Source organism: Trichormus variabilis 0441 (genome assembly GCF_009856605.1).
Taxonomy (GTDB): domain Bacteria; phylum Cyanobacteriota; class Cyanobacteriia; order Cyanobacteriales; family Nostocaceae; genus Trichormus; species Trichormus variabilis.
This window is the reverse complement of sequence record NZ_CP047242.1, coordinates 4,827,087-4,848,144: the sequence shown is the minus strand read 5'-3', so window position 1 is coordinate 4,848,144 and position 21,058 is coordinate 4,827,087. Positions and strand designations below refer to the sequence as shown.

Annotated in this window: 12 protein-coding genes; 8 read left to right on the top strand and 4 right to left on the bottom strand. The window is 42.0% G+C overall.

The genetic code is table 11. The annotated features are described in order from the left end of the window. Nucleotides 1-429: 429 nt before the first annotated feature. Nucleotides 430-738: a DUF3011 domain-containing protein gene (locus GSQ19_RS30580; protein ID WP_224312162.1), complete on the bottom strand. Its 309-nt coding sequence runs from the start codon at nt 736-738 to the stop codon at nt 430-432. A 213-nt stretch (nt 739-951) separates the two neighbouring features. Further along, entirely contained in the window at nt 952-1,047 is a 96-nt protein-coding gene (locus tag GSQ19_RS19960) for a pentapeptide repeat-containing protein (RefSeq protein ID WP_104010031.1), read from the bottom strand. A 408-nt stretch (nt 1,048-1,455) separates the two neighbouring features. Between GSQ19_RS19960 and GSQ19_RS19955 the strand changes: the two genes are divergently transcribed. From GSQ19_RS19955 to GSQ19_RS19930, 6 genes are all read left to right on the top strand, one after another. After that, a complete protein-coding gene (locus GSQ19_RS19955) occupies nt 1,456-4,284 on the top strand; it encodes a zinc-dependent metalloprotease (RefSeq protein ID WP_011319599.1) in 2,829 nt (942 codons plus the stop codon). A gap of 107 nt (nt 4,285-4,391) precedes the next feature. Continuing rightward, nucleotides 4,392-10,196, top strand: coding sequence for an ATP-binding sensor histidine kinase (locus tag GSQ19_RS19950; protein ID WP_011319598.1), 5,805 nt, complete (start codon nt 4,392-4,394; stop codon nt 10,194-10,196). A gap of 431 nt (nt 10,197-10,627) precedes the next feature. Continuing rightward, on the top strand, nt 10,628-10,804 hold the full coding sequence (locus GSQ19_RS19945) for a hypothetical protein (RefSeq protein ID WP_153228495.1): 177 nt from the start codon (nt 10,628-10,630) through the stop codon (nt 10,802-10,804). A 148-nt stretch (nt 10,805-10,952) separates the two neighbouring features. Beyond that, nucleotides 10,953-12,983, top strand: a complete 2,031-nt coding sequence (locus GSQ19_RS19940) for an FAD-dependent oxidoreductase (protein WP_041456227.1) — start codon at nt 10,953-10,955, stop codon at nt 12,981-12,983. 154 nt (nt 12,984-13,137) lie between these two features. Continuing rightward, the gene (clpS, locus tag GSQ19_RS19935) at nt 13,138-13,464 is read left to right on the top strand and encodes an ATP-dependent Clp protease adapter ClpS (protein WP_011319596.1); all 327 of its coding nucleotides are present in this window, start codon (nt 13,138-13,140) and stop codon (nt 13,462-13,464) included. Between the two features lie 5 nt (nt 13,465-13,469). Next, nucleotides 13,470-13,799, top strand: a complete 330-nt coding sequence (locus GSQ19_RS19930) for a DUF2103 domain-containing protein (protein ID WP_011319595.1) — start codon at nt 13,470-13,472, stop codon at nt 13,797-13,799. Between the two features lie 71 nt (nt 13,800-13,870). On the opposite strand, the gene GSQ19_RS19925 is transcribed toward GSQ19_RS19930, so the two are convergent. Both GSQ19_RS19925 and GSQ19_RS19920 read right to left on the bottom strand, forming a co-directional pair. After that, entirely contained in the window at nt 13,871-14,203 is a 333-nt protein-coding gene (locus GSQ19_RS19925) for a hypothetical protein (RefSeq protein WP_011319594.1), read from the bottom strand. A 552-nt stretch (nt 14,204-14,755) separates the two neighbouring features. Further along, nucleotides 14,756-17,305, bottom strand: coding sequence for a TonB-dependent receptor domain-containing protein (locus GSQ19_RS19920; RefSeq protein ID WP_011319593.1), 2,550 nt, complete (start codon nt 17,303-17,305; stop codon nt 14,756-14,758). A 673-nt stretch (nt 17,306-17,978) separates the two neighbouring features. On the opposite strand from GSQ19_RS19920, the gene GSQ19_RS19915 reads away from it, so the two are divergent. Both GSQ19_RS19915 and GSQ19_RS19910 read left to right on the top strand, forming a co-directional pair. After that, nucleotides 17,979-19,460: an aspartate aminotransferase family protein gene (locus tag GSQ19_RS19915; RefSeq protein ID WP_011319592.1), complete on the top strand. Its 1,482-nt coding sequence runs from the start codon at nt 17,979-17,981 to the stop codon at nt 19,458-19,460. Beyond that, complete coding sequence (locus tag GSQ19_RS19910; RefSeq protein WP_011319591.1) at nt 19,460-21,028, top strand: pyridoxal phosphate-dependent decarboxylase family protein; 1,569 nt, start codon at nt 19,460-19,462, stop codon at nt 21,026-21,028. Before GSQ19_RS19915 ends, GSQ19_RS19910 begins: the two co-directional genes overlap by 1 nt. Nucleotides 21,029-21,058: the final 30 nt, after the last annotated feature.

Sequence of the window (21,058 nt, the reverse complement as noted above, 5' to 3'; positions counted from 1 at the left end):
CGTAATACAGTTTGGAATATTTGTATAGCATTTCTGAGTCTGCTGAGGTACGGAGTACACTGCTAATAAAATTAGGCAATCTCTCGGCGCTTAAAAACATGAGGTTCTGTACCTCTCTTAACTCGGAATCGCTATTATATTATTTAAAAATGAAACCCTTGCGTCCGTCTAGACGTAGGGTTTTGCAGAGGAGTTTCTTGTTTTCCTCTCCGGAGATTTTGCTACTTTCTCAAAATCAATCTATTGCGAAGAAAAACTAGATTAACTAGTTATGTGAATACTTTTTTAGGGCAAGGATAACTAATTTATCATAACCTATCTAGTACTCCACTCAATTGATTTTGACAGACTGCGGACGTTCAGATCCCCGACTTTTCAAAAAGTCGGGTATTTATGACATAGAATAATGTGCTTGAGGAACTACTAGAGCTACCATCTGTTATACCTATCGTCTCTGTTGTATCTGCTGTCTCTGTCTCTGTTGTATCGGGTATCTCTGTTATACCTGCCACCTCTGCCATATCTAGAATTAGCAGTTGAGAACTCGGCTCGACAACCGTTTCTCACCCAAATACGATTTCTGTTCTGACCCCAATTTCCTCTACAGCTAGCATTAGACAACTGCCTAACCAACCTCACTCTACCTGTTGAGGGTGCGATACAAACGTTCCTCCGATTATTTTGACTCTCACAAGTTATGATTTGTTGAGCTGAGGCAGGGGGAGCAACACTCAACATTGCACCAATACTGATGCTGGTAACCATAAAAGCAGTAGCTATTACGGGAAGACGGAAGGCCATAGTAAATTTATGCTCCGTAAATAAAATGTTAATAAAATTAGTTGTGGCCGGCTAAATCCAAGCCATTGTTAATCATAAAACTAGATTTGTATGGCTAAATAGGTCAAAAGTCACGAATGCAGTTGTGATTAAAGTCATGGTTTTCTAATTTTATCTAGAGTAAGCACCGTATAAAATAGCTCCCCTTAAATCAGTATTAGTCAGAACAACGCTTTCTACATCAGCATTGTAGAGTTCGGCGTTGATGAGTTTAACATCTGAAAATTTCTACTCTCCCTGAGGGATGCTGAGCGTTTACGCGATCACTTACTGCGTTCTTCACAATTTATCAGCTTTTCAGCGTAGCATCCATTACATTTTTTCATGTTCAATGCAGATATACTTCTGATACATCTATCTTGGGGCTTATAAAATATCTGTCTTAAGAAATAAATATTGCTGAATAATCAATTTTATTTTATAAATGAAAAATTGCAGAATAACGCTCACAAAATTCAAATCGCACACCATTTTTGGGTTAGCAATGTTATTTGACTCAAGTAAACTTAGTTACCTGTTATCCATGAATATCACGTAAATGTTTGTACAGTTGACAAATGATGAATTAATCTAAATTTTTCTACAAGAAAACCGCTTCAGGCAGAAAACTAAAGGATGAGATACTGGTTAACTAGGTTAGTAATATTTGTAGCCTTTCTATACAGTTTCTTACTCAGTACTAATTATGTAAGAGCCGAGCAACTGACACGCCTTGAATTAGAGCAATTCAACACATATCCAGTAGTAGAAAACTTAACTGTTGCCGAAAATAATCTTGGGGAGAAACCACAGGAAGATTTTCGGCGATTTCGTGAGTTTGTCAAAGGAATCAAGAAAGTACAAGGGCTTTTTACTCTTTATGGTCAGGAAAATTTTGGGGATATTTTCTTAGAAATTAAGCCAGAACAATTAAATAAAAACTACTTAGCTACGGTGACTTTAGAATCAGGTATTGGGGAAAGCGGTATTTATAGCGGTTCACCCCTGGCTGATTATCTGTTCTATTTTCAGCGAGTCAATAATAATTTGCATTTTGTAGTGCGTAATGTTAAATTCCGTACAGATGCAAGTCAACCAGAACAGCGATCGCTTGCTCGCTCATTTAGCGACTCAGTTCTTTATTCACTACCCATCAACAGCATTGATTCACGTAGTAAAAGCATACTCATAAACTTGGGCGACCTGCTAATGCAGGACTTTCCAGGCTTAACACCTCTATTGAAATACTCTTTACAGGCAGACTATCGCCTAGAAGCAAGCAAATCCTATTTTGGTGATGTCAACAGCTTGCCGGAAAATCTAGAAATCGATGCAGTTTACGGTTTTTCCTCGCCAGAAGGAGCAAATTTAGTTACCTTACCCGATAGCCGAGCGCTCACCCTCAAGGTACACTACAGTTTTTCCCAAATTCAAGAAAACAATGGCTATATTCCCCGCCTAGCCGATGACAGAGTTGGATATTTCATTACTGCTTTTCAAGACTTCTCGCATCACAACACACAAGAATCCTTTGTCCGTTACATCAATCGCTGGCATCTGGAACCATCTGACCCGGATGCACCTTCATCTGTACCCAAACAACCGATAGTATTTTGGATTGAAAATGCTGTACCCCAGCAGTACCGCCAAGCGATTCGGGAAGGTGTACTGATGTGGAATAAAGCATTTGCCAAAGCCGGATTTATCAACGCTATGGAAGTGCGACAAATGCCAGATGATGCCGACTGGCAACCAGCTGATGTCCGCTACAACACTATTCGCTGGTTCAATTCTCTGGATGCAGGTTTTGCCAAAGGGCCAGTCCGTGTCAACCCTCTCACAGGGGAAATTTTGGATGCAGATATCATCATCGATGCCAATATGGTGCTGTCTGTTCAGCATGAGTACCAAGCGTTGATGAATGATGGTTTGTCTCTGGGGGATATGTGCAGAGAAGCAGGGGGCAGGGGGGCAGGAAGCAGGAAGAGAAGTCGCCCGGAGGGTTTCCCTCCGGGCGAACTTCCCTACGGGACGCTACGCGAACGGGAGCAGGGGGATATTAACAAATATTCTGCCCCCACACCCCTACACCCCTATACCCCTACACCCCTCCACTCCTCCGAACTCTGCTATAGCCAAAATACTTCTGAACAAGCCGCTATGGGGGCTTTGGCGTTATCGCTTTTGCAAAATACTCAACCTAGTAGGGAAACGATGGAGGAGTATGTGCATCAATATCTGCGCTATCTTGTAGCTCATGAAGTTGGTCATACTCTCGGTTTGCGCCACAACTTTCACGGTAGCACTATGTTAACGCCCCAAGAATTAAATAACCGAGAAATTACTCGCGTCAAGGGTTTAGTGAGTTCGGTGATGGATTATCTACCTGTGAACATTGCACCCCAGGGAGTGGAACAAGGGGATTATTTTCCCGGAGTGATTGGCCCCTATGATGAATGGGCGATTGAGTACGGTTATAGATACAGTCCTCATGGAGTAGATGAGGTAGTTACGCCGGAAGTAGAAAGAAGTTTTTTACAGCAAATTGCTTTAGCATCGCCGCAACCAGAATTATCTTATGCCACAGATGAAGATATTTGGGATATCAATCCTTTGGCGAATGTTTGGGATATGAGTAGTGATGTGCTGGTTTATTCGCAATGGCAAATGGATAACGCCCGCGCCATGTGGCAACGCTTGGACGAGCATTATCTACCCAAGGGAGAAAGCTATAGTCATTTGCGCGTTTTATTTAATCGAGTATTGAAATATTATTTTCGTAACGCCGCGCTACTTTCTAAATATATTGGTGGGCAGTCCTTTCGCCGGACTCATGCTAGTGATGATAGTTCCTGGGCATTTGTACCGGTTCCCCTTAGCAAACAACGTCAAGCTTTGGCAGAGTTACAAGAGTATGTATTTGCTGAAGATGCTTTTAGTTTTTCACCAAAATTACTCAATCAGTTAGCCCCATCCCGTTGGCAACATTGGGGCAGTTCTGTACCCAACAACCGCCTTGACTATCCCATTCACGAACGTGTTTTAAATTTTCAACGATTTATTTTACGATCGCTCTTAGATAGTGAACGTCTGCACCGTTTACAAGATATAGAACTGAAAAGCTCCTCTGAACAAGCCCTTTCCATACCAGAATTATTCGATACCTTGCAACAAGGCATCTGGACGGAAGTTTTCAGCACAGCAGAACCACAGCCAATTTCTAGCATCCGCCGTTCGTTGCAACGAGAATATTTAGATATCTTGCTGGAAATGGTCTTACATCATCTTGATATACCCGAAGACGGTAGCACCCTAGCTTGGTATGAATTACGCCAATTGCAAAACGCTATTGACACCCAACTAAAACAATGGGATAAACAAGGGGATATTTACACGTTAGCCCACTTGCAATTTTCGAGCGATCGCATCACGAAAGCATTGAATGCAGGTTTACTTTCTCAATAAAACACAAGCAAGTATTCACATTTAAAATTAAATATGGATAAGCTGTCGGGTATTTAACTTGCCAATCTGGGAATACTAAGTAGGAAATTATCTAGCCTGGACGCAGTATGATTGCTACTCAAGTCAGTATTCCTGGATATATAGTTCATGAACAACTCTATGATGGTTCTAGAACTTTTGTCTACCGATCTGTAAAAGAAACTGATAACAAACCCGTAGTTATCAAACTGTTGAAAAATCATTATCCCAGCTTTAGCGAACTAGTACAATTCCGCAACCAGTATACTATTGCTAAAAATCTTAACTATCCTGGAATCATCCGAACCTATAGCCTGGAATCGTTCCAAAATGGTTATATCTTGGTAATGGAAGACTTTGGGGGAATTTCCCTCAAGGACTATTTTTTTAAGAATTATGTTTCGTCACTTGATGAGTTTTTACAAATAGCGATCGCCCTCTGTAACACCTTAGATATACTCTACAAAGAGCGCATTATTCATAAAGATATTAAACCCAGCAATATATTAATTAACCCTGAAACTAAGCAAGTTAAATTAATCGACTTTAGTATTGCATCTTTACTACCAAGAGAAACCCAAACTTTGGTTAACCCCAATGTTTTAGAAGGAACACTAGCTTATATATCTCCCGAACAAACCGGGAGAATGAATCGCGGAATTGATTACCGGACAGATTTCTACTCTCTGGGTGTAACTTTTTATGAATTACTCACAAGAGAGTTACCTTTTCCAGCTAATGAACCGATGGAAGTAGTACATTGTCATATTGCCAAAACAGCACCATTAGCGCATGAAGTTAATCCCCAAATCCCACCAATATTATCAGCAATTGTCAGCAAATTGATGGCAAAAAATGTCGAAGACCGCTATCAAAGTGCATTGGGATTAAAATATGATTTAGAAAATTGTTTGTCTCAACTCCAAGCAACTGGCAAAATTGAGAGTTTTAAAATTGCCCAGAGGGATGTGTGCGATCGCTTCATCATTCCTGATAAACTTTATGGTAGAGAAGCCCAAATAGAAATGTTGCTACAAGCCTTTGATAGAGTCAGTCTTGGTGCAACAGAAATGATGCTGGTGGCTGGCTTTTCAGGAATTGGTAAAACGGCAGTTGTCAATGAAGTGCATAAACCGATTGTTAGACAACGTGGTTATTTTATTAAAGGTAAATTTGAGCAATTTCAACGCAATATTCCCTTCTCGGCCTTTGTCCAAGCGTTTCGTAATTTAATAGGTAAATTATTAACAGAAAGCAATAGCCAAATTCAGCAATGGAAAGTTCAGATTTTAGAGGCATTGGGTGAAAATGGACAGGTAATTATTGACGTTATTCCCGAACTAGAACTCATTATTGGTCAACAACCACCCACAAAAGACTTATCAGGTAGCGCAGCCCAAAATCGCTTTAATTTATTATTCCAGAAGTTCACTCACGTTTTTACTAGTAAAGAGCATCCATTAGTAATATTTTTAGATGATTTACAATGGGCGGATTTGGCATCATTAAACTTAATGCAAATCTTAATTGCTGATACAGAATATCTACTATTAATAGGTGCATATCGTGATAACGAAGTCAGCCCATCACATCCATTAATGTTTACCTTGGGTGAAATTAAAAAATTACCATCAATAATTAATACAATTACCTTAACACCACTGAGTCAAATACGCATCAATCAATTAGTGGCTGACACACTCAAATGTACAGAAGCTTTAGCCTGGAATCTTTCACAACTGGTATATCAAAAAACTCAAGGTAATCCATTTTTTAGTACACAGTTTCTCAAAGCATTACATCAGGAAAATCTGATTCAATTCAACTTCTTTGAGGGATATTGGCAATGTGATATTACGGCAATCAACCAGCAATCACTTACTTCAGATGTAGTTGAATTTATGGTATTTCAATTACAGAGATTATCTGCATCAACTCAAGATGTGCTGAAATTAGCTGCTTGTATTGGTAACTATTTTGATTTATCAATTTTAGCAATTGTTTCCGGTCAGACGGAGGTAGAAATTGCTACTGATTTGTGGCAAGCATTACAGGAAGGTTTGATCCTACCAACTAGTAATATTTATAAGTTTTATCAACAAGATACATTATTAGATCATCAACGCATAACTAATGATAATGGCAAAAGAGTATTCACTTATAAATTCTTACACGACCGAGTCCAACAAGCAGCTTATTCTCTCATCCCTAATAATCAAAAAGCAGTAACTCATCTAAAAATTGGAGAATTACTACGGCAAAATTTATCTCAAATAGAGCAAGAGGAAAAACTATTTGATATTGTCGGACACTTGAACCGAGGACAAGAGCTAATTACTCAACTAAGTGAACGGGAAGCATTAGCTAAACTCAACTTACAAGCGGGAGTTAAAGCGAGAAATTCCACAGCTTATGCCGCCGCAACGGAGTATTTACAACTAGGCATTGAGTTGCTACAAACAAACTGCTGGCAAACTCAGTATGAATTAGCTCTCAACCTCCATATTGCGGCTGTTGAAGTTGCCTATCTCAATGGTGACTTTGAGGAGATGGAAAAGATAGCAGCAATGGTGTTGCGATCCGCTCAGACAATTTTAGACAAAGTGAAAATTTACACAATTCAAATCGCGGCACAAACAACCCAGAGCCAGATGTTAGAGGCGATTGCCATAGGAACAGATGCACTTTCCCAATTAGGAGTAGAATTTCCTCGTGAACCCGATGAAGCTGAAATTGCCAAGGTTCTACAAGCTATTACGAATCAACTCCAGAGCAGACAGATTGGGGAACTAGTTGATCTACCAGTCATGACCGATCCTACATCAGTGGCAGCAATGCAACTATTAGGAAGGTTATTTTCACCCATTTTCGTGGGAATACCAGGTTTATTACCTATTCTGAGCGCAAAGATGGTGAGTTTGTCACTCCAGTTCGGAAATACACCAACATCGACGGTGGGGTATGCAATTCATGGACTGGTGATGTGTGCTGTTTTGCAAGAAGTGGAAACAGGCTACAGTTTTGGTAAATTAGCCCTCTCATTGCTGGAGCGTTTCAATTTACCAGAGTATAAATCCATGACTCTACATCTGTTTGGGGATTTTATTCAGCATCATCGGGAAACTTTGCAGGCAACAAAATTAACACTGAAAGATAGCTATAGGATTGGTATGGATACTGGTGATTTTCTCCGTGCTGGCTACAGCATTGTGGGTTATAGCCAGGTAAGATTATTTAGTGGGGTGGAATTAGATATTTGCGAATCTGAGTTAGCAACTTACAGCGCCGCCTTGGCTCAGGTTAAACAATTTTCTCCGCAAGTTTATTTAAACCTAACTTGGCAGACAGTCAAAAATTTGCGGGAACCTGTCAATCAACCAGATTGCTTAATTGGTAGTGCTTATGATGAAACACAGATGTTTCCTAAGCATTTTCAGGATCGTGAACTGACGGCTATCTCTACGGCTTACATAGCCAAACTGATGCTAGCTTACTTATGGGGAAATTACTCGCCTGCAATAAGCTACATTAAACAAATCAAGCTGTATTTAATGGCAGTATCGGGATTAATTTGTGTTCCGATTTTTCACTTTTACGCAGCCCTGACATATCTCGCTATCTTCCGCACACAGTCAAAGCCAGAGCAGGCTGAAATCCTCGCCCAAATCGCAACCCATCAAACTCGTCTGCATCATTCTGCACAAAATGCCCCTATGAATCATTTACATAAATGGTATTTAGTTGAGGCAGAAAAACAACGGGTTTTAGGATATTACTATGAAGCGGGAGACAGGTACGATCGCGCTATTGCTGGCGCTAAAGCAAATGGCTATATCCAAGAAGAAGGTTTAGCCAACGAATTAGCAGCAAAATTTTACCTGGATTGGGGTAGAGAAAAAGCTGCCATTTGGTATTTGCAAGAAGCCTATTATTGTTATGCTAAATGGGGAGCAAAAGCGAAAGTCGCCGATTTAGAAAGACGCTATCCGCAGTTACTTGCCCCCATATTACAGCAAAGCCGTTCGACCCTTTCCACCAACGAAACTATCTTCACCGTGGGGACTGTCACAAAAAGTAGTTCTTCAGTCTCTAGCAGTAGCAGTAATGTCTCAGATACCCTAGATTTAACAGCAATTCTCAAAGCATCTCAAGCGATCTCTGGAGAAATCGAACTAGAAAAACTGCTTTCGTCTTTACTGAGAATCATCATCGAAAATGCTGGGGCTGATAAATGTGTGTTAATGCTGTTGCAAGACAATCATTTATTAATTCAAGGTTCAATTACCCAGGGTTATAAGCCAATTATGTTACCAAGTCTTCCCGTTGAAGACAGCCTGGAAATTCCTCACAAACTCATTTACAAAGTCAAGCATAGTCAACACACTGTTGTTTTGTTGGATGCAACCGCAGATACCACCTTAGCCAATGACCCATACATCATCCGTCAAAAGCCTTTGAGTATTTTGTGCAGCCCGATTTTGTATCAAGGTAAATTGCTGGGGATTTTATATCTAGAAAATAATTTAGTGAGAGGGGCATTTACGAGCGATCGCGTGCAACTATTGAATTTACTTTGCACACAAGTTGCCATTTCTCTAGAAAATGCCCAACTTTATCAACGTTCTCAGGAAAATGCCCAACAGTTAGAGCGATCGCTGGAAAAATTACGGCTCAGTGAAGCCCGCTTTCAAAAACTGGCAAATAATGTTCCTGGAATAATTTATCAGATCCGGATTAAGGCTGATGGTTCAGCTTCTATACCTTACGTTAGTTCTGGGTGTCAAACACTTTATGAAATAGCAGCAGAAGATTTCATGTCAGGGAAATACAGCTTGCGCGATTTTGAACATCCTGACGACCGAGCAAAGGCGTTTCAAATAGTTGTCGAGTCAGCGAAAAATCTCACCCCTTTTCAGCATGAATGGCGCATTATTACACCTAATGGAAATATCAAGTGGGTAAAGGCTGCATCCCAGCCAGAACGTGGTGAGGATGGTGAAATTGTATGGGATGGCATTTTGATTGAAATTAGCGATCTCAAACAAGCTGAACTGGATTTGCAACAAGCCCAATTACAAATCATTCAAAGTGAGAAAATGTCCGCCTTGGGTAACTTGGTGGCTGGTGTCGCCCACGAAATGAATAATCCTTTGGGCTTTATTGCTGCCAGTCTCAAGCAAGCTAAACCTACCTTTGCCGATATTCTCGAACATTTGAAAATCTATCAAGAAACTTTACCCGATAAAACCGAAGAAATTCTCGATCACGAGTCGGAAATTGATTTGGAATACACCATAGAAGACCTGCCAAAAATGCTGGATTCTATGACAATAGCTTGTGATAGGTTAAAAAATATTAGCACTTCCCTACGCACTTTCTCCCGTGCTGATAGAGACTACAAAGTACCATTTAATCTTCACGAAGGTATTGACAGCACAATCTTAATTCTCAAACATCGTCTCAAATCTAACGAACAACGTCCCGCAATCGAGGTAATAACTAACTACGGGAATTTACCACAATTAGAATGTTTTCCTGGGCAATTAAATCAGGTATTTATGAATATTTTAGTTAATGCAATTGACGCATTAGATGAATCGAATCACGGACGGAATTTTGAGGAGATTAAATCTCATCCTAACCAGATCACAATTACTACATCAATAGCAGATAAATCTGTGAAAATCTCCATTGCTGATAATGGTAAAGGTATGAGCGAAGAAGTTAAACACAAAATATTTGACCATTTATTTACTACCAAAGGTGTAGGTAAAGGTACAGGTTTAGGGTTGGCTATAGCTAAACAAATTGTTGTGGAAAGCCACGGTGGCCAGTTGAAATGTAACTCGGCTTTAGGAGAAGGTACGGAATTTATCATAGAAATACCCGTGTAGATTGTATTGGTCAAAAGTGAAGGTTGAGAGCCAGTTTTCACGTCGCTTCTCTACGAGACCCTACGTGTTAAGCAACGCTATGCCGCAGGCATCGGAACTTAGTATGAGAGGGGCTTGTATCCTGTTTTTCTTTGGTCAAGTAGATTTTAGAAGGTGCTTGGAAAAAAATTATGGGTACTCGTTGACATCAGTATTTTATTTTACTAAAGTGAGAGCGATCGCATGAGTAAGTAGAACGACTTGAAAAAAGCAACCTATGTTAAGTGATGTAAAAATACTAGGCTTCAGTTCGTGTTCAGGACTTTAATCCTGGTTTGAGAACTTTAGTTCTCACTACAAACATTTAATTATTTACCCTGTTCTACTTAATTCCCCTTGTGCATCTGTGAAAAATTCTGGGGTAGTTGCACTTATAGACATTATTAATACATATGGAACAATATATTACAGAAGCGATCGGTCTAGGTAGACCACAACTGCAAGTAGAACTAGTATTAAGTCCTGAAATAGAAACATTGCTAAAAGTTACAATTTACGATTTTGCTGCTTTGCTCTCAAAAAACGAACCAGAGAAAGTATCGAAATCTGCATTAGTCATTGGTCATTAGAGACGCGCTTAACCGCGTCTGTACAGTTGTTAATTTTCTCTCCCTTGTACCCCCTGCCTTCCCGCACCCCTACTCCCTTCTTGTAGAGAACCTTTAGAAGATGGTAACGTCTACAAGTTCGCACAAGAGTAGAAAGAGTTCTCACATCATGAAGCGCAGACATAAAGTAGCCTGTCTCCAGACATCACTCATCAGTCTCAGCTTAATCTCTGGCTACCTGATACCTAATTCTGCAATTGTCGCCGCACCACCAAGAACCCCAGATAAAACGGTCAATTGTGACATTTTGGTGGTGGGTGGCGGACTTTCTGGGGTTGCTACAGCTTACGAAGGTTTATTGGCGGGTAGAAGGGTTTGCCTAACAGAAATTACTGATTGGTTGGGTGGACAAATTTCCTCTCAAGGAACTTCGGCTTTAGATGAAAGACCCACGCAAAGCCAACGTCAATTCTATTCTCGCGGCTATTTGGAATTGCGTAATCGCATTGAGAAAAAATACGGTAAGCTCAATCCTGGAGACTGCTGGGTAAGCGATTCCTGTTTTCTGCCCCGTGATGCCCATACAGTGATGGTGGAATTGCTCAAAGATGCAGAAAGGCGGGGTAAGGGTAAGTTGGAATGGTTCCCCAACACAGTAATTAAGGATTTAGAAATTTCTCAGGGTAAATTAATTAATAGTGCGATCGCTATTCAACATCAACCAGTTAAAGGCGCACCACCCCTCAACACCTTTACCCTATCACAAACCATTGATGATGCTTATCGTTATAGCAACTCATCCCGGTTGACCAAAAGTATTATTCGCCTAGTTCCCCAACAAACTAAAGGAAATAGTCCCAAGTGGTACATCGTAGATGCTAGCGAAACCGGAGAAATTATCGCCCTAGCTGATGTCCCTTACCGCTTAGGTATTGATGCTCGTTCTTTTCTGGAACCTTCTTCCTCTAGTGCCAAAAATGACCCCTATTGTACCCAAGGCTTTACTTACACCTTTGCAATGGAGGCTACCAAGGAAGCACAACCCCAGAAAATGCCCCCATATTATTTACAATATTCGCCCTATTTCAGCTACGAGTTACCGAGACTAGCAGATTTTGGCTTAGTTTTTACCTATCGCCGCATTTGGAGTCCGACGAAGGGAGAACCTGTCAATTTCAACGGTGTGAGATTTTCTGCCCCCACACCAGGGGATATCTCTATGCAGAACTGGACTTGGGGTAACGACTATCGCCCCGGTACGGCCAAAGATAACTTAGTTTACACCAGGCAACAGCTACAAGGAACAGGGCAGTTAAAACCAGGTGGTTGGATGGGGGGACTACGAACCGAAAGCCTCCGCAAAGCCGAAGAAAAAGCCTTTTCTTACTATTACTGGTTAGTAGCGGGAACCACAGATTCCCAATTAGGGGAAGGTGTGAAGCGTCCCCAAACTAATAACCGCTTTTTAGCTGGGTTAAACTCCCCAATGGGGACAGCACATGGCTTATCGAAATATCCTTATATGCGGGAAGGAAGGCGCATCATCGGCCGTCCCAGTTGGGGACAACCTACAGGTTTTACTATTTGGGAAGTCGATATTTCTCGCCGTAATTATAATGATGAATACTACCGCAAAACCTTGCCAGCCGATATGTATCGTCAGTTGAGAGCGACATTAGCAGGTTTAGAGGCGACTTCAGTGATTTCTGGTCAGGTTTCCCCAGATAAAGCGATGCGGCGGACTCGTTCCACCATTTTCCCTGATGCTGTAGGCATTGGTCACTACGCCATCGACTTCCACCCTTGTATGGAGAAAAGCCCACCAGAAACACCCGGAAATAGAGAACGTCCTGGGGAACGACGGGGTGCAGGACAAGCCTATCCCTTCCAAATTGCCTTACGGGCAATGATTCCCCAAAAAATTGATAATTTGATAGTCGGGGGTAAAAGTATTGCCACTAGCCACATTGCAGCCGCAGCTTATCGAGTGCATTCCTTTGAGTGGTCTGCTGGTGCGGCGGCGGGAACTGTAGCCGCTTTCTCCTTAAAAAATGAAGTTGCACCTTACCAATTAGTAGACGATTTACCCAAATCAGAACCCCAATTGCAAGCCCTGAAGCGGCTATTAGAAAAAAATGGTAATCCCACAGCTTTCCCTGATACTTCCATCTTCAATCAAAATTGGGAGGATTGGCGGTAGTTGGTCATTGGTCATTAGTCATTGGTCATTGGTTGGACTGTGGACTATGGACTATGGACTATGGACTCTAGACTATTAACCACTGACCACTAACAATGGACTAAACTATTTAGTTGTAGTTTAGTTTTGTAAAATTTCTCTGGTTAACTGTTCTATGGTTACAAAACTTTCGATAGATGTTTACGCCATGAGTACAGCACCAACTGTCACTCCTGAACGGTCTAATCAAACTGTCCGCAAGTCCTATCCAAATTACAAGGTGATTGTGTTGAATGATGACTTTAATACTTTTCAACACGTTGCCGAGTGTTTGGTGAAGTATATTCCGGGTATGACTGGCGATTTAGCTTGGGATTTGACTAATCAAGTACATTATGAAGGACAAGCGATCGTTTGGGTAGGGCCGCAAGAACCCGCAGAATTGTATCACCAACAATTGCGTCGGGCTGGGCTAACAATGGCCCCCCTAGAGGCGGCTTAATTATCATGGGTAAATCCTCCGCCGACCACCAAAAGCCTGTCTCTCGTAAAAAGGATGGTAGATTAGTTTGGAATCATTCTACCCACATTCCCGGCCTGATACCGATTTTAGAACGCCTGTGTCAACAAGATGGCATTCAAACCATCACACCAGGAGTTATTGGTAGGGTTAAAGGCCACTCCCCCAAAATGCAACTGCGTGTGTCTGTTCCTATTCTTGGTGGCTATAAAATTATTGCCCGACAAGGCAAAACAGTGCAAGAGGTGTTCATCTTGACACCTCTTGCACAGGATACACTAGAAGCAATGATTGCGATCGCCTGCAAACGAGGGTAGCCCATCGCCAGAAAAAAATAAATTCCCTTCATAGTCCATAGTCAATAGTCCATGTGACTAGTGACTAATGACTAATCCTGAACTTCTTGGCGTACTGCAAATCTATGTAGTGGCAGACTCAGTATACAAGAAAAAGTTAAAAAATATGACAAAGCTGTAGTTATTTTCAATGTCATCATCATTGGCTCATAGTTAGGAAAAACCATCTTTTCCAGACCAAATGCCACACAATAAACTAGCCAATAACTAAAGCTCATTCTGAATAGAATTTTCTCGGTTTCTTCTCGTTCGTCATCTTTTGTACCTTTGCTATCCCACAGCAATATCAAGCCAGCAATGCAAGCCACAAAGGATACAGCAACTACAAACCCATGACACAAGAAATTAACTCCGTGCATCTGCATTCATCCCAATTTTTGCCATTGAAATTCAGTCTAAAGGAATATTCCTCAAGTCAATGCAAAATGGTAACAAACTGCAATATAAAGCTACGGTTTTTGTTAACAAATGCAAAGATAAATGTATTAGTTTGATTAAGCAAAAAATTCTTTAATTATGATTAATTTTATAGTCGTTTATATGAATTTTTGTTTAACCAAATATATAGGACTGATGCACACAGATTTTCTGTTGAGACTGGGTTTAGGGGTTTAGGGTTTCAAGCATTTATTTTGAATTTTGAATTTTGCGGAAAGTTCTGTAGGTGGGTTTCCCGCCGTAGGAACGCCACTTGCTACAAGCCGGGGAACCCGTCCAACGCAGTGGCTCAACTTTCCAAGACGAATTTTGAATTGATTTATACCCCTATACTTGCCTGTGTGTGATTTATATGGTACATTAGTACTATAAATAGATTCTAACTTTATAAACCCCACACTGCACCCGTGGGGTTTTTATTTGGGAGTGCAGATTCGCAAGTTTTCCGACTCCCTCAGTCTCTTGATCAAGAAAAGAATTTACCAATCAAAAGAATACTTAATACTCAAAGTCCTACCTCTAGCAGCAGCATAAGCGCTATCATTGGCTTGCAATTGGGAAGCTACAGGGAAATATTGACTATTAAAGAGGTTTTCTAATCCCAGTTGTAATGTTCCTGCGCCGAGTTTAATGCTACTGATGTAGTCTACAGTAAAATAACTCTCTACAGGTCTCCTACCAAAGGCCGTATTGTTATTACCAAAGACTTCTCTATTACCAGAGTACAAAGCTTGCAGACGATTGCGCCAACCGGGTAAGGTCTCATTCTCTACATAGGCTGTAAGTTTCAAAGGGGGAATCCTAAACCCATCTAATGATTCGTAATCGCCATCATTATTGCTGTCAATTTCCCCACCAATAAGAGTAAATGTCCCGCCAACTTGCCATGTAGAACTAGGTTGTGCGTCAATGGCTGCTTCTAGACCATAGATTCTTTCTGGGGCGCGGATGACAGTCCCTGGTGCTGTGAAAGTTGTACCTAAGTCAGACTCGTTGTAAAAAGCCGAAAGTGATGCTTGTATAGTGTCCCATTGTCCACGAATGCCAATTTCATAGTTATCTACTTTTTGCGGTTCGGGATTGAGGGATTCTACAGAAAAGCCTGGTGGGGCGTTGCGGAGTGCTAACCCAATATCTGATAAGGAGAAACCTTGAGCATAGTTAGCAAATACACTCAGTTGGGGATTGAGGGCGTATACTGCGCCCAAATTGAACAGTGTGGCGTTAAAGTTCAAATCACCGCCGCCAATAGTAACGTTGGGATTAGCTAGGGTGCGGAAATCATTGACACTCACATCAGCGTTTTCGTAGCGTACACCACCATTGAAGACGAAGCGATCGCTTATTTCCCAATTCAATTGAGCAAATAATCCCAGACTCCTTAATTCTAAAGGAGGAGTCCAGGAGCGATCGCCTGTTTTCCGAAATGCTAACCCCCCACTGGCGACAAACGCAGTTTGATCAAATACAGATACAGGTTGAGAGGTATCTTCGTGGGAATAATCTACACCCCAAAGTAGTTTGGCTGCACCTTGATTAAATAAAGGTGTTTCTATCTGCAAGCGTCCCCCATACTTTTCTGACTCCACCCGCGATTGAAAGATTTCGTTACCCAAACTAGCAAAGCTACGCCCATCAAAGGGAAAAAAGCGCGTCAGGTAATCTCGGTAATATAACTGGGCTTGTAGTTTGCTATTGAATAAGTCGTCATGGGTGTATTGCAGGTTGATGAATGTGTTCTCATTCCCTGGCCTTTCATCTAAACTCAACCCTTCTAAAGCACGAGCTTTTTGTCTACCTGGGATAGTATTGACGCTGGGGTCACTAGCGATATCTGTATCTTGTTTTTCGTCGAAGCGATTAAAGGTGAGTTGGAGACGTTGATTTGTATCTATATCAACACCAAACTTACCAAATAAGTTGATACTCGAAGCATCAGAAAAGCCTCCTTGGGCATTAGGATCAGAGGGAATGCGATCGCCTTGAGCATCAAAGAAGCCACCAGTTTTAGCTACTGCAAAGTTAAAGGTAAAATCAAAGTTATCTTGTTTCGCCGAGATGAAATGCTGTAGGTTGGTGCTAAAACTGTCCCCTGACAAATTACCTAAAGCTGCACTCACACCAACTTCTGTCCGGGAGGTTAATTTTTCTTCAGTCGGTCGCCTGGTGATGATATTAATCACACCCCCTGTTGCACCATCACCATAAATTGCGCTGGGGCCGCGTACTACTTCAATTCGTTCAATCGCCGCCGAGTCAATTGTCCGCAAATCCCGCGACGCATTTCTCGTTGTCGATTGGGGAACTCCATCAATCAAAACCTGGGGATTCCTTCCTCTGAGAGTTAGACCAAAATTACTAGCGCCTTGGGCTGGTGGTGCTAAACCAGGAACTGTTTTCCCCAGAATTTCTATGAGGTTACGAGAAGTGCTGGCTTGTGCGGCGATTTGTTCGCGGTCAATAACAGTGATGGAACGTGGGACATTTTGTATAGGTGTTTCGGTACGCGTTGCTGTCACCACCAGTTCAATTGGTTCATCCGCTTCGGCGGGGGAATCTTGAGCTACTTCAGTTGCGGTGAATGCCAAAATTAAACCTGTATCACTATCAAATAGCTCAAATTTGGGAAGGCTTTTCTCTCCAGTCACAGTCACCCGGATTGTATTGTCATTTTGATTAACCACAGTCACAGTAGTTACGCCTGTGACTGGGTTATTTTGGCTGAATGTGTTTTCCCCAGACAAATTGAGTTGAGCGTTAGTGATATCAGCAATCAAACTATTGCCTTGATTTTGCGTTGATACCTGCAATTTTTCGGCGGCTGTACTATCTAATATCACCTCTAGACCTTGAGCTGTCGGAACAACTCTCACACCAGTTACTTGCGTCAATTCCTGAGCGTTAGGTACTGGTGATTGTGTATTGAGTGGTGTTGGGGATGGAGCTTCCTGACTATTTGCAGGATGGTTGATTAATGACCAAACAGAACCTGTGAGCAAGAGAAGAAAAAGTATTTTTCCGGGTTTCATTTTCACTTCACACCTAAAAGTTGCGACTGGATTATGGCTAGTGACACAATCCATCGCCAGTTATTATTGACTTGCATTAGCAATAGTTCTTGATTTTATTAAAATATAACTATTTCAGGACTTATACAAGTAGTTTATTGAGGGAATATGTCAAAAAGCTATGAGATAATCATGGAAAAGTAAATAGTAAAAGCTGGCAATGCTCTCCCTACATACTTTATAGAGATTTTGTTCTTGGTTGATTCCTAGTTAGGAATTATTATTAGTGAAATTATCTAGGACTTACGCATGAGGACGAAATATCAAGGCTTTTGGTAAGGGTGTAGGGGTGTAGGGGTGTATGTGTCCAAAATCCTTACACTCCTATACCCTTACCCCCCTACACCCAGTCTCAACAGACAATCTTGGTGCGTAAGTCCTGTTATCATTGATAGCCCATATATATCTTTATAAGCGTGATTTAGGTGCGAATTTCATTAGGATGATAATGCAACCCACTTTAGATAAGAACACTTAATCAATCAAAAATTTCTCGAATTTTTATCAAGTTGTTAGTAGACTTTTTCATTAAGGTTCATGTACTATGTTGAGCAGGTGGAAAATTAATGAAAATAATTATCAAGTATTCTGCTCCCACTTACCATTAAGGCTCAACGCCTAGAGGATTTTCACAATGCAACTCAATCACAATGGCGTACACTCTGAAGGCCACTCTTTCGTGGTACCGCAGATATGTCCATCGCAGAGTAGTGTAGGGTCTGATTTTCCTAGTAATCGCGTGCATTCTTTACCTGGTGAGGCATCCAGCCAATATTTAGAGCGCCAGCAAGCACGAGAGTCCAACGCTAGAAGCTATCCCCGGCGAATTCCGATCGCCATTAGTGAGGCTCAGGGTATCTATATCAAAGATGCCGATGGCAATGTATATATTGATTGTTTGGCTGGTGCAGGTACTTTAGCATTAGGACACAATCACCCAGTAGCGATAGAAGCAATGCGAAAGGTGCTAGATGGGGGTTTACCTTTGCATACGCTAGATTTAACCACTCCAGTTAAAGATAAGTTTGTCGAAGAACTGTTTGCTAGTTTACCTCCTGAATTTGCTCAGAATGTCAAGATTCAGTTTTGTGGGCCTTCGGGAGCAGATGCAGTAGAGGCGGCGATTAAACTGGTAAAAACTGCTACTGGCAACCGTAGTGTGTTGTCATTTCATGGTGGTTATCATGGGATGACTCATGGTGCGCTGAGTTTAACAGGGAATCTCAATCCTAAACAAGCGGTGACTGGGTTAATGCCAGATGTCCACTTTTTGCCTTATCCCTATCATTATCGTTGTCCCTTCGGTTTGGGTGGGGAAGCTGGACAGCGCACCAGTAGCCGCTATATAGAATCGATTTTGGATGATCCTGAAAGTGGGATTGTTACACCGGCGGCGATGATTTTGGAAGTTGTGCAAGGGGAAGGTGGGGTGATTCCTGCGCCTGATGATTGGTTGCGAGAGATGCGCCGGATTACGCGCGATCGCCACATTCCGTTAATCGTTGATGAGATTCAAACAGGCTTGGGAAGGACTGGTAAACTCTACGCTTTTGAGCATTCGGGAATTATGCCAGATGTATTGTTACTTTCTAAAGCTATTGGTGGAAGTTTACCTTTATCGGTGGTCTTATACAACAAGGAACTTGATAAATGGAGTCCAGGCGCACACGCTGGGACATTCCGAGGGAATCAAATGGCGATGGCGGCGGGAACAGCAACACTACAGTATATTCTGGAAAATTCCTTGACTGAACACGCGGCGGCGATGGGCGATCGCTTGTTAAAACATCTACACCAAATTCAAGGGGAAACCTATTGTATTGGGGAAGTGCGGGGACGGGGTTTGATGGTTGGTGTGGAGATTATTAATCCCCAAGCATCGGCTGATCGCCGTGGGAAGTATCCTGCACATCCGCAGTTAGCTAGTCGTATCCAGGCTGAGTGTTTGCGGCGGGGTTTGATTGTGGAGTTGGGGGGTAGATTTGGTAGTGTGGTGCGCTTTTTACCGCCTTTGATTGTGACTCCGGCGCAAATTGATAGTATTTGTGAGATTTTTGCTTCGGCGGTTCAGGCGGCTGAGAAGCAGGTTTTATCGGTTCTTTCGCAGGTATCTTAATGGTAATTATTTCACGCAGTTCGGCTTTGCCGTTCCCGCAGGGTGGCGCTAAGACGCAAAGAAAGAAGTTTGATGAGTTGTTTGTTGCAGGAGGGAGTTTGCGGGAGGCGATCGCTTGTGCTGGGGAGGTGTTAATTGATTGTTTTGCTACTCAGGGGAAGCCTTATAGTGGTAGGAGTCCCCAGGAGTTAAGTAGGACTATTGCAGATATCGCTGTGTGTCCTGATGAGGGGGTGGGTTTGCGTCAGGTTTTGGCGGAGGTGGGTGAGAAGATTATCAAGCATTCGGTGGTGGTGACTCATCCTACTTGTATGGCTCATTTACATTGTCCACCGTTATTACCTGCTGTGGCGGCTGAGGTGTTGATTAGTGGGACTAATCAATCTCTGGATTCTTGGGATCAAAGTCCGGCTGCTACTGTTTTGGAACAGCAAGTAGTAAATTGGCTGTGTGCAAGTTTTGGTTATGATGCGGGTGCTGATGGTATATTTACCAGTGGTGGTACGCAATCGAATTTTATGGGGTTGCTGCTAGCGCGGGATGCTTACGCACATCGTCAGTTAAATTGGTGTGTGCAGCAGCAAGGATTACCACCAGAAGCTCAACGTTTTCGGATTCTCTGTTCTCAAGTGGCTCATTTCACCATTAGCCAAGCTGCTTCTTTACTCGGTTTGGGACAACAAGCTGTAGTAGCAGTAGAGACTGATAGTGATTATCAGCTTTGTGCTGCGGATGTGGAACAGAAGTTAGAACAATTGCAGCAACAGGATTTGTTACCTATTGCGTTAGTTGCGACTGCGGGAACTACGGATTTTGGTAGTATTGATAAATTACCAGAACTAGCCGCCTGTGCTGAGAAGTATGGATTGTGGTTTCATGTGGATGCGGCTTTTGGTGGTGCGTTGGTGATGAGCGATCGCCATCGAGATAAACTAGATGGTATTGCATTGGCTGACTCGATTACAGTCGATTTCCATAAACTGTTTTACCAGCCAATTAGCTGCGGTGCTTTTCTAGTTAAACAGCATCAAAACTTTGATTTAATTAAGCTACACGCTGATTATCTCAACCCTGAAACCAACGAAATAGCCAGCATTCCCGACTTAGTAACTAAGTCCATACAAACCACCAAGCGATTCGATGCGCTCAAATTGTTTGTTTCTCTCCGCACCCTGGGGAGGAGACAATTTGCAGACATGATTGATACAACAATTGAACTAGCCAAGGAAACCGCCAATTTAATTGACGCTGAACCTGCATTAGAGTTGGCAAACAATCCTACCATTAACGCTGTCGTTTTTCGTTATCTTCCTAGTGAAACACCAGCACACCTAGATAGTACAACTTGGGCAAATCAAATCAATAGCCACATTCGCATGAGCTTACTGCAACAAGGTATTGCAGTCATCGCACAGACCAAAATTGGTCAACTTACCTATCTGAAGTTTACCTTACTTAATCCTCAGACGGCGATCGCGGATATTCAAGAAGTCCTCAACTCTATCACAACGATAGGTGAGAAGCATTTATTTCACCCACAGGAGAGTCAAGAAGGGTTAAGCCTCTAACCTCAAAAATCTCATTCTCTCTGTGTCTCT

What these genes read in the sequence shown, in the direction of transcription:
- GSQ19_RS30580 (WP_224312162.1), bottom strand. Translation starts at nt 738, where the DNA reads ATGTTGAGTGTTGCTCCCCCTGCCTCAGCTCAACAAATCATAACTTGT.
- GSQ19_RS19955 (WP_011319599.1), top strand. Translation starts at nt 1,456, where the DNA reads ATGAGATACTGGTTAACTAGGTTAGTAATATTTGTAGCCTTTCTATAC.
- GSQ19_RS19950 (WP_011319598.1), top strand. Translation starts at nt 4,392, where the DNA reads ATGATTGCTACTCAAGTCAGTATTCCTGGATATATAGTTCATGAACAA.
- GSQ19_RS19945 (WP_153228495.1), top strand. Translation starts at nt 10,628, where the DNA reads ATGGAACAATATATTACAGAAGCGATCGGTCTAGGTAGACCACAACTG.
- GSQ19_RS19940 (WP_041456227.1), top strand. Translation starts at nt 10,953, where the DNA reads ATGAAGCGCAGACATAAAGTAGCCTGTCTCCAGACATCACTCATCAGT.
- clpS (WP_011319596.1), top strand. Translation starts at nt 13,138, where the DNA reads ATGGTTACAAAACTTTCGATAGATGTTTACGCCATGAGTACAGCACCA.
- GSQ19_RS19930 (WP_011319595.1), top strand. Translation starts at nt 13,470, where the DNA reads ATGGGTAAATCCTCCGCCGACCACCAAAAGCCTGTCTCTCGTAAAAAG.
- GSQ19_RS19925 (WP_011319594.1), bottom strand. Translation starts at nt 14,203, where the DNA reads ATGCAGATGCACGGAGTTAATTTCTTGTGTCATGGGTTTGTAGTTGCT.
- GSQ19_RS19920 (WP_011319593.1), bottom strand. Translation starts at nt 17,305, where the DNA reads ATGAAACCCGGAAAAATACTTTTTCTTCTCTTGCTCACAGGTTCTGTT.
- GSQ19_RS19915 (WP_011319592.1), top strand. Translation starts at nt 17,979, where the DNA reads ATGCAACTCAATCACAATGGCGTACACTCTGAAGGCCACTCTTTCGTG.
- GSQ19_RS19910 (WP_011319591.1), top strand. Translation starts at nt 19,460, where the DNA reads ATGGTAATTATTTCACGCAGTTCGGCTTTGCCGTTCCCGCAGGGTGGC.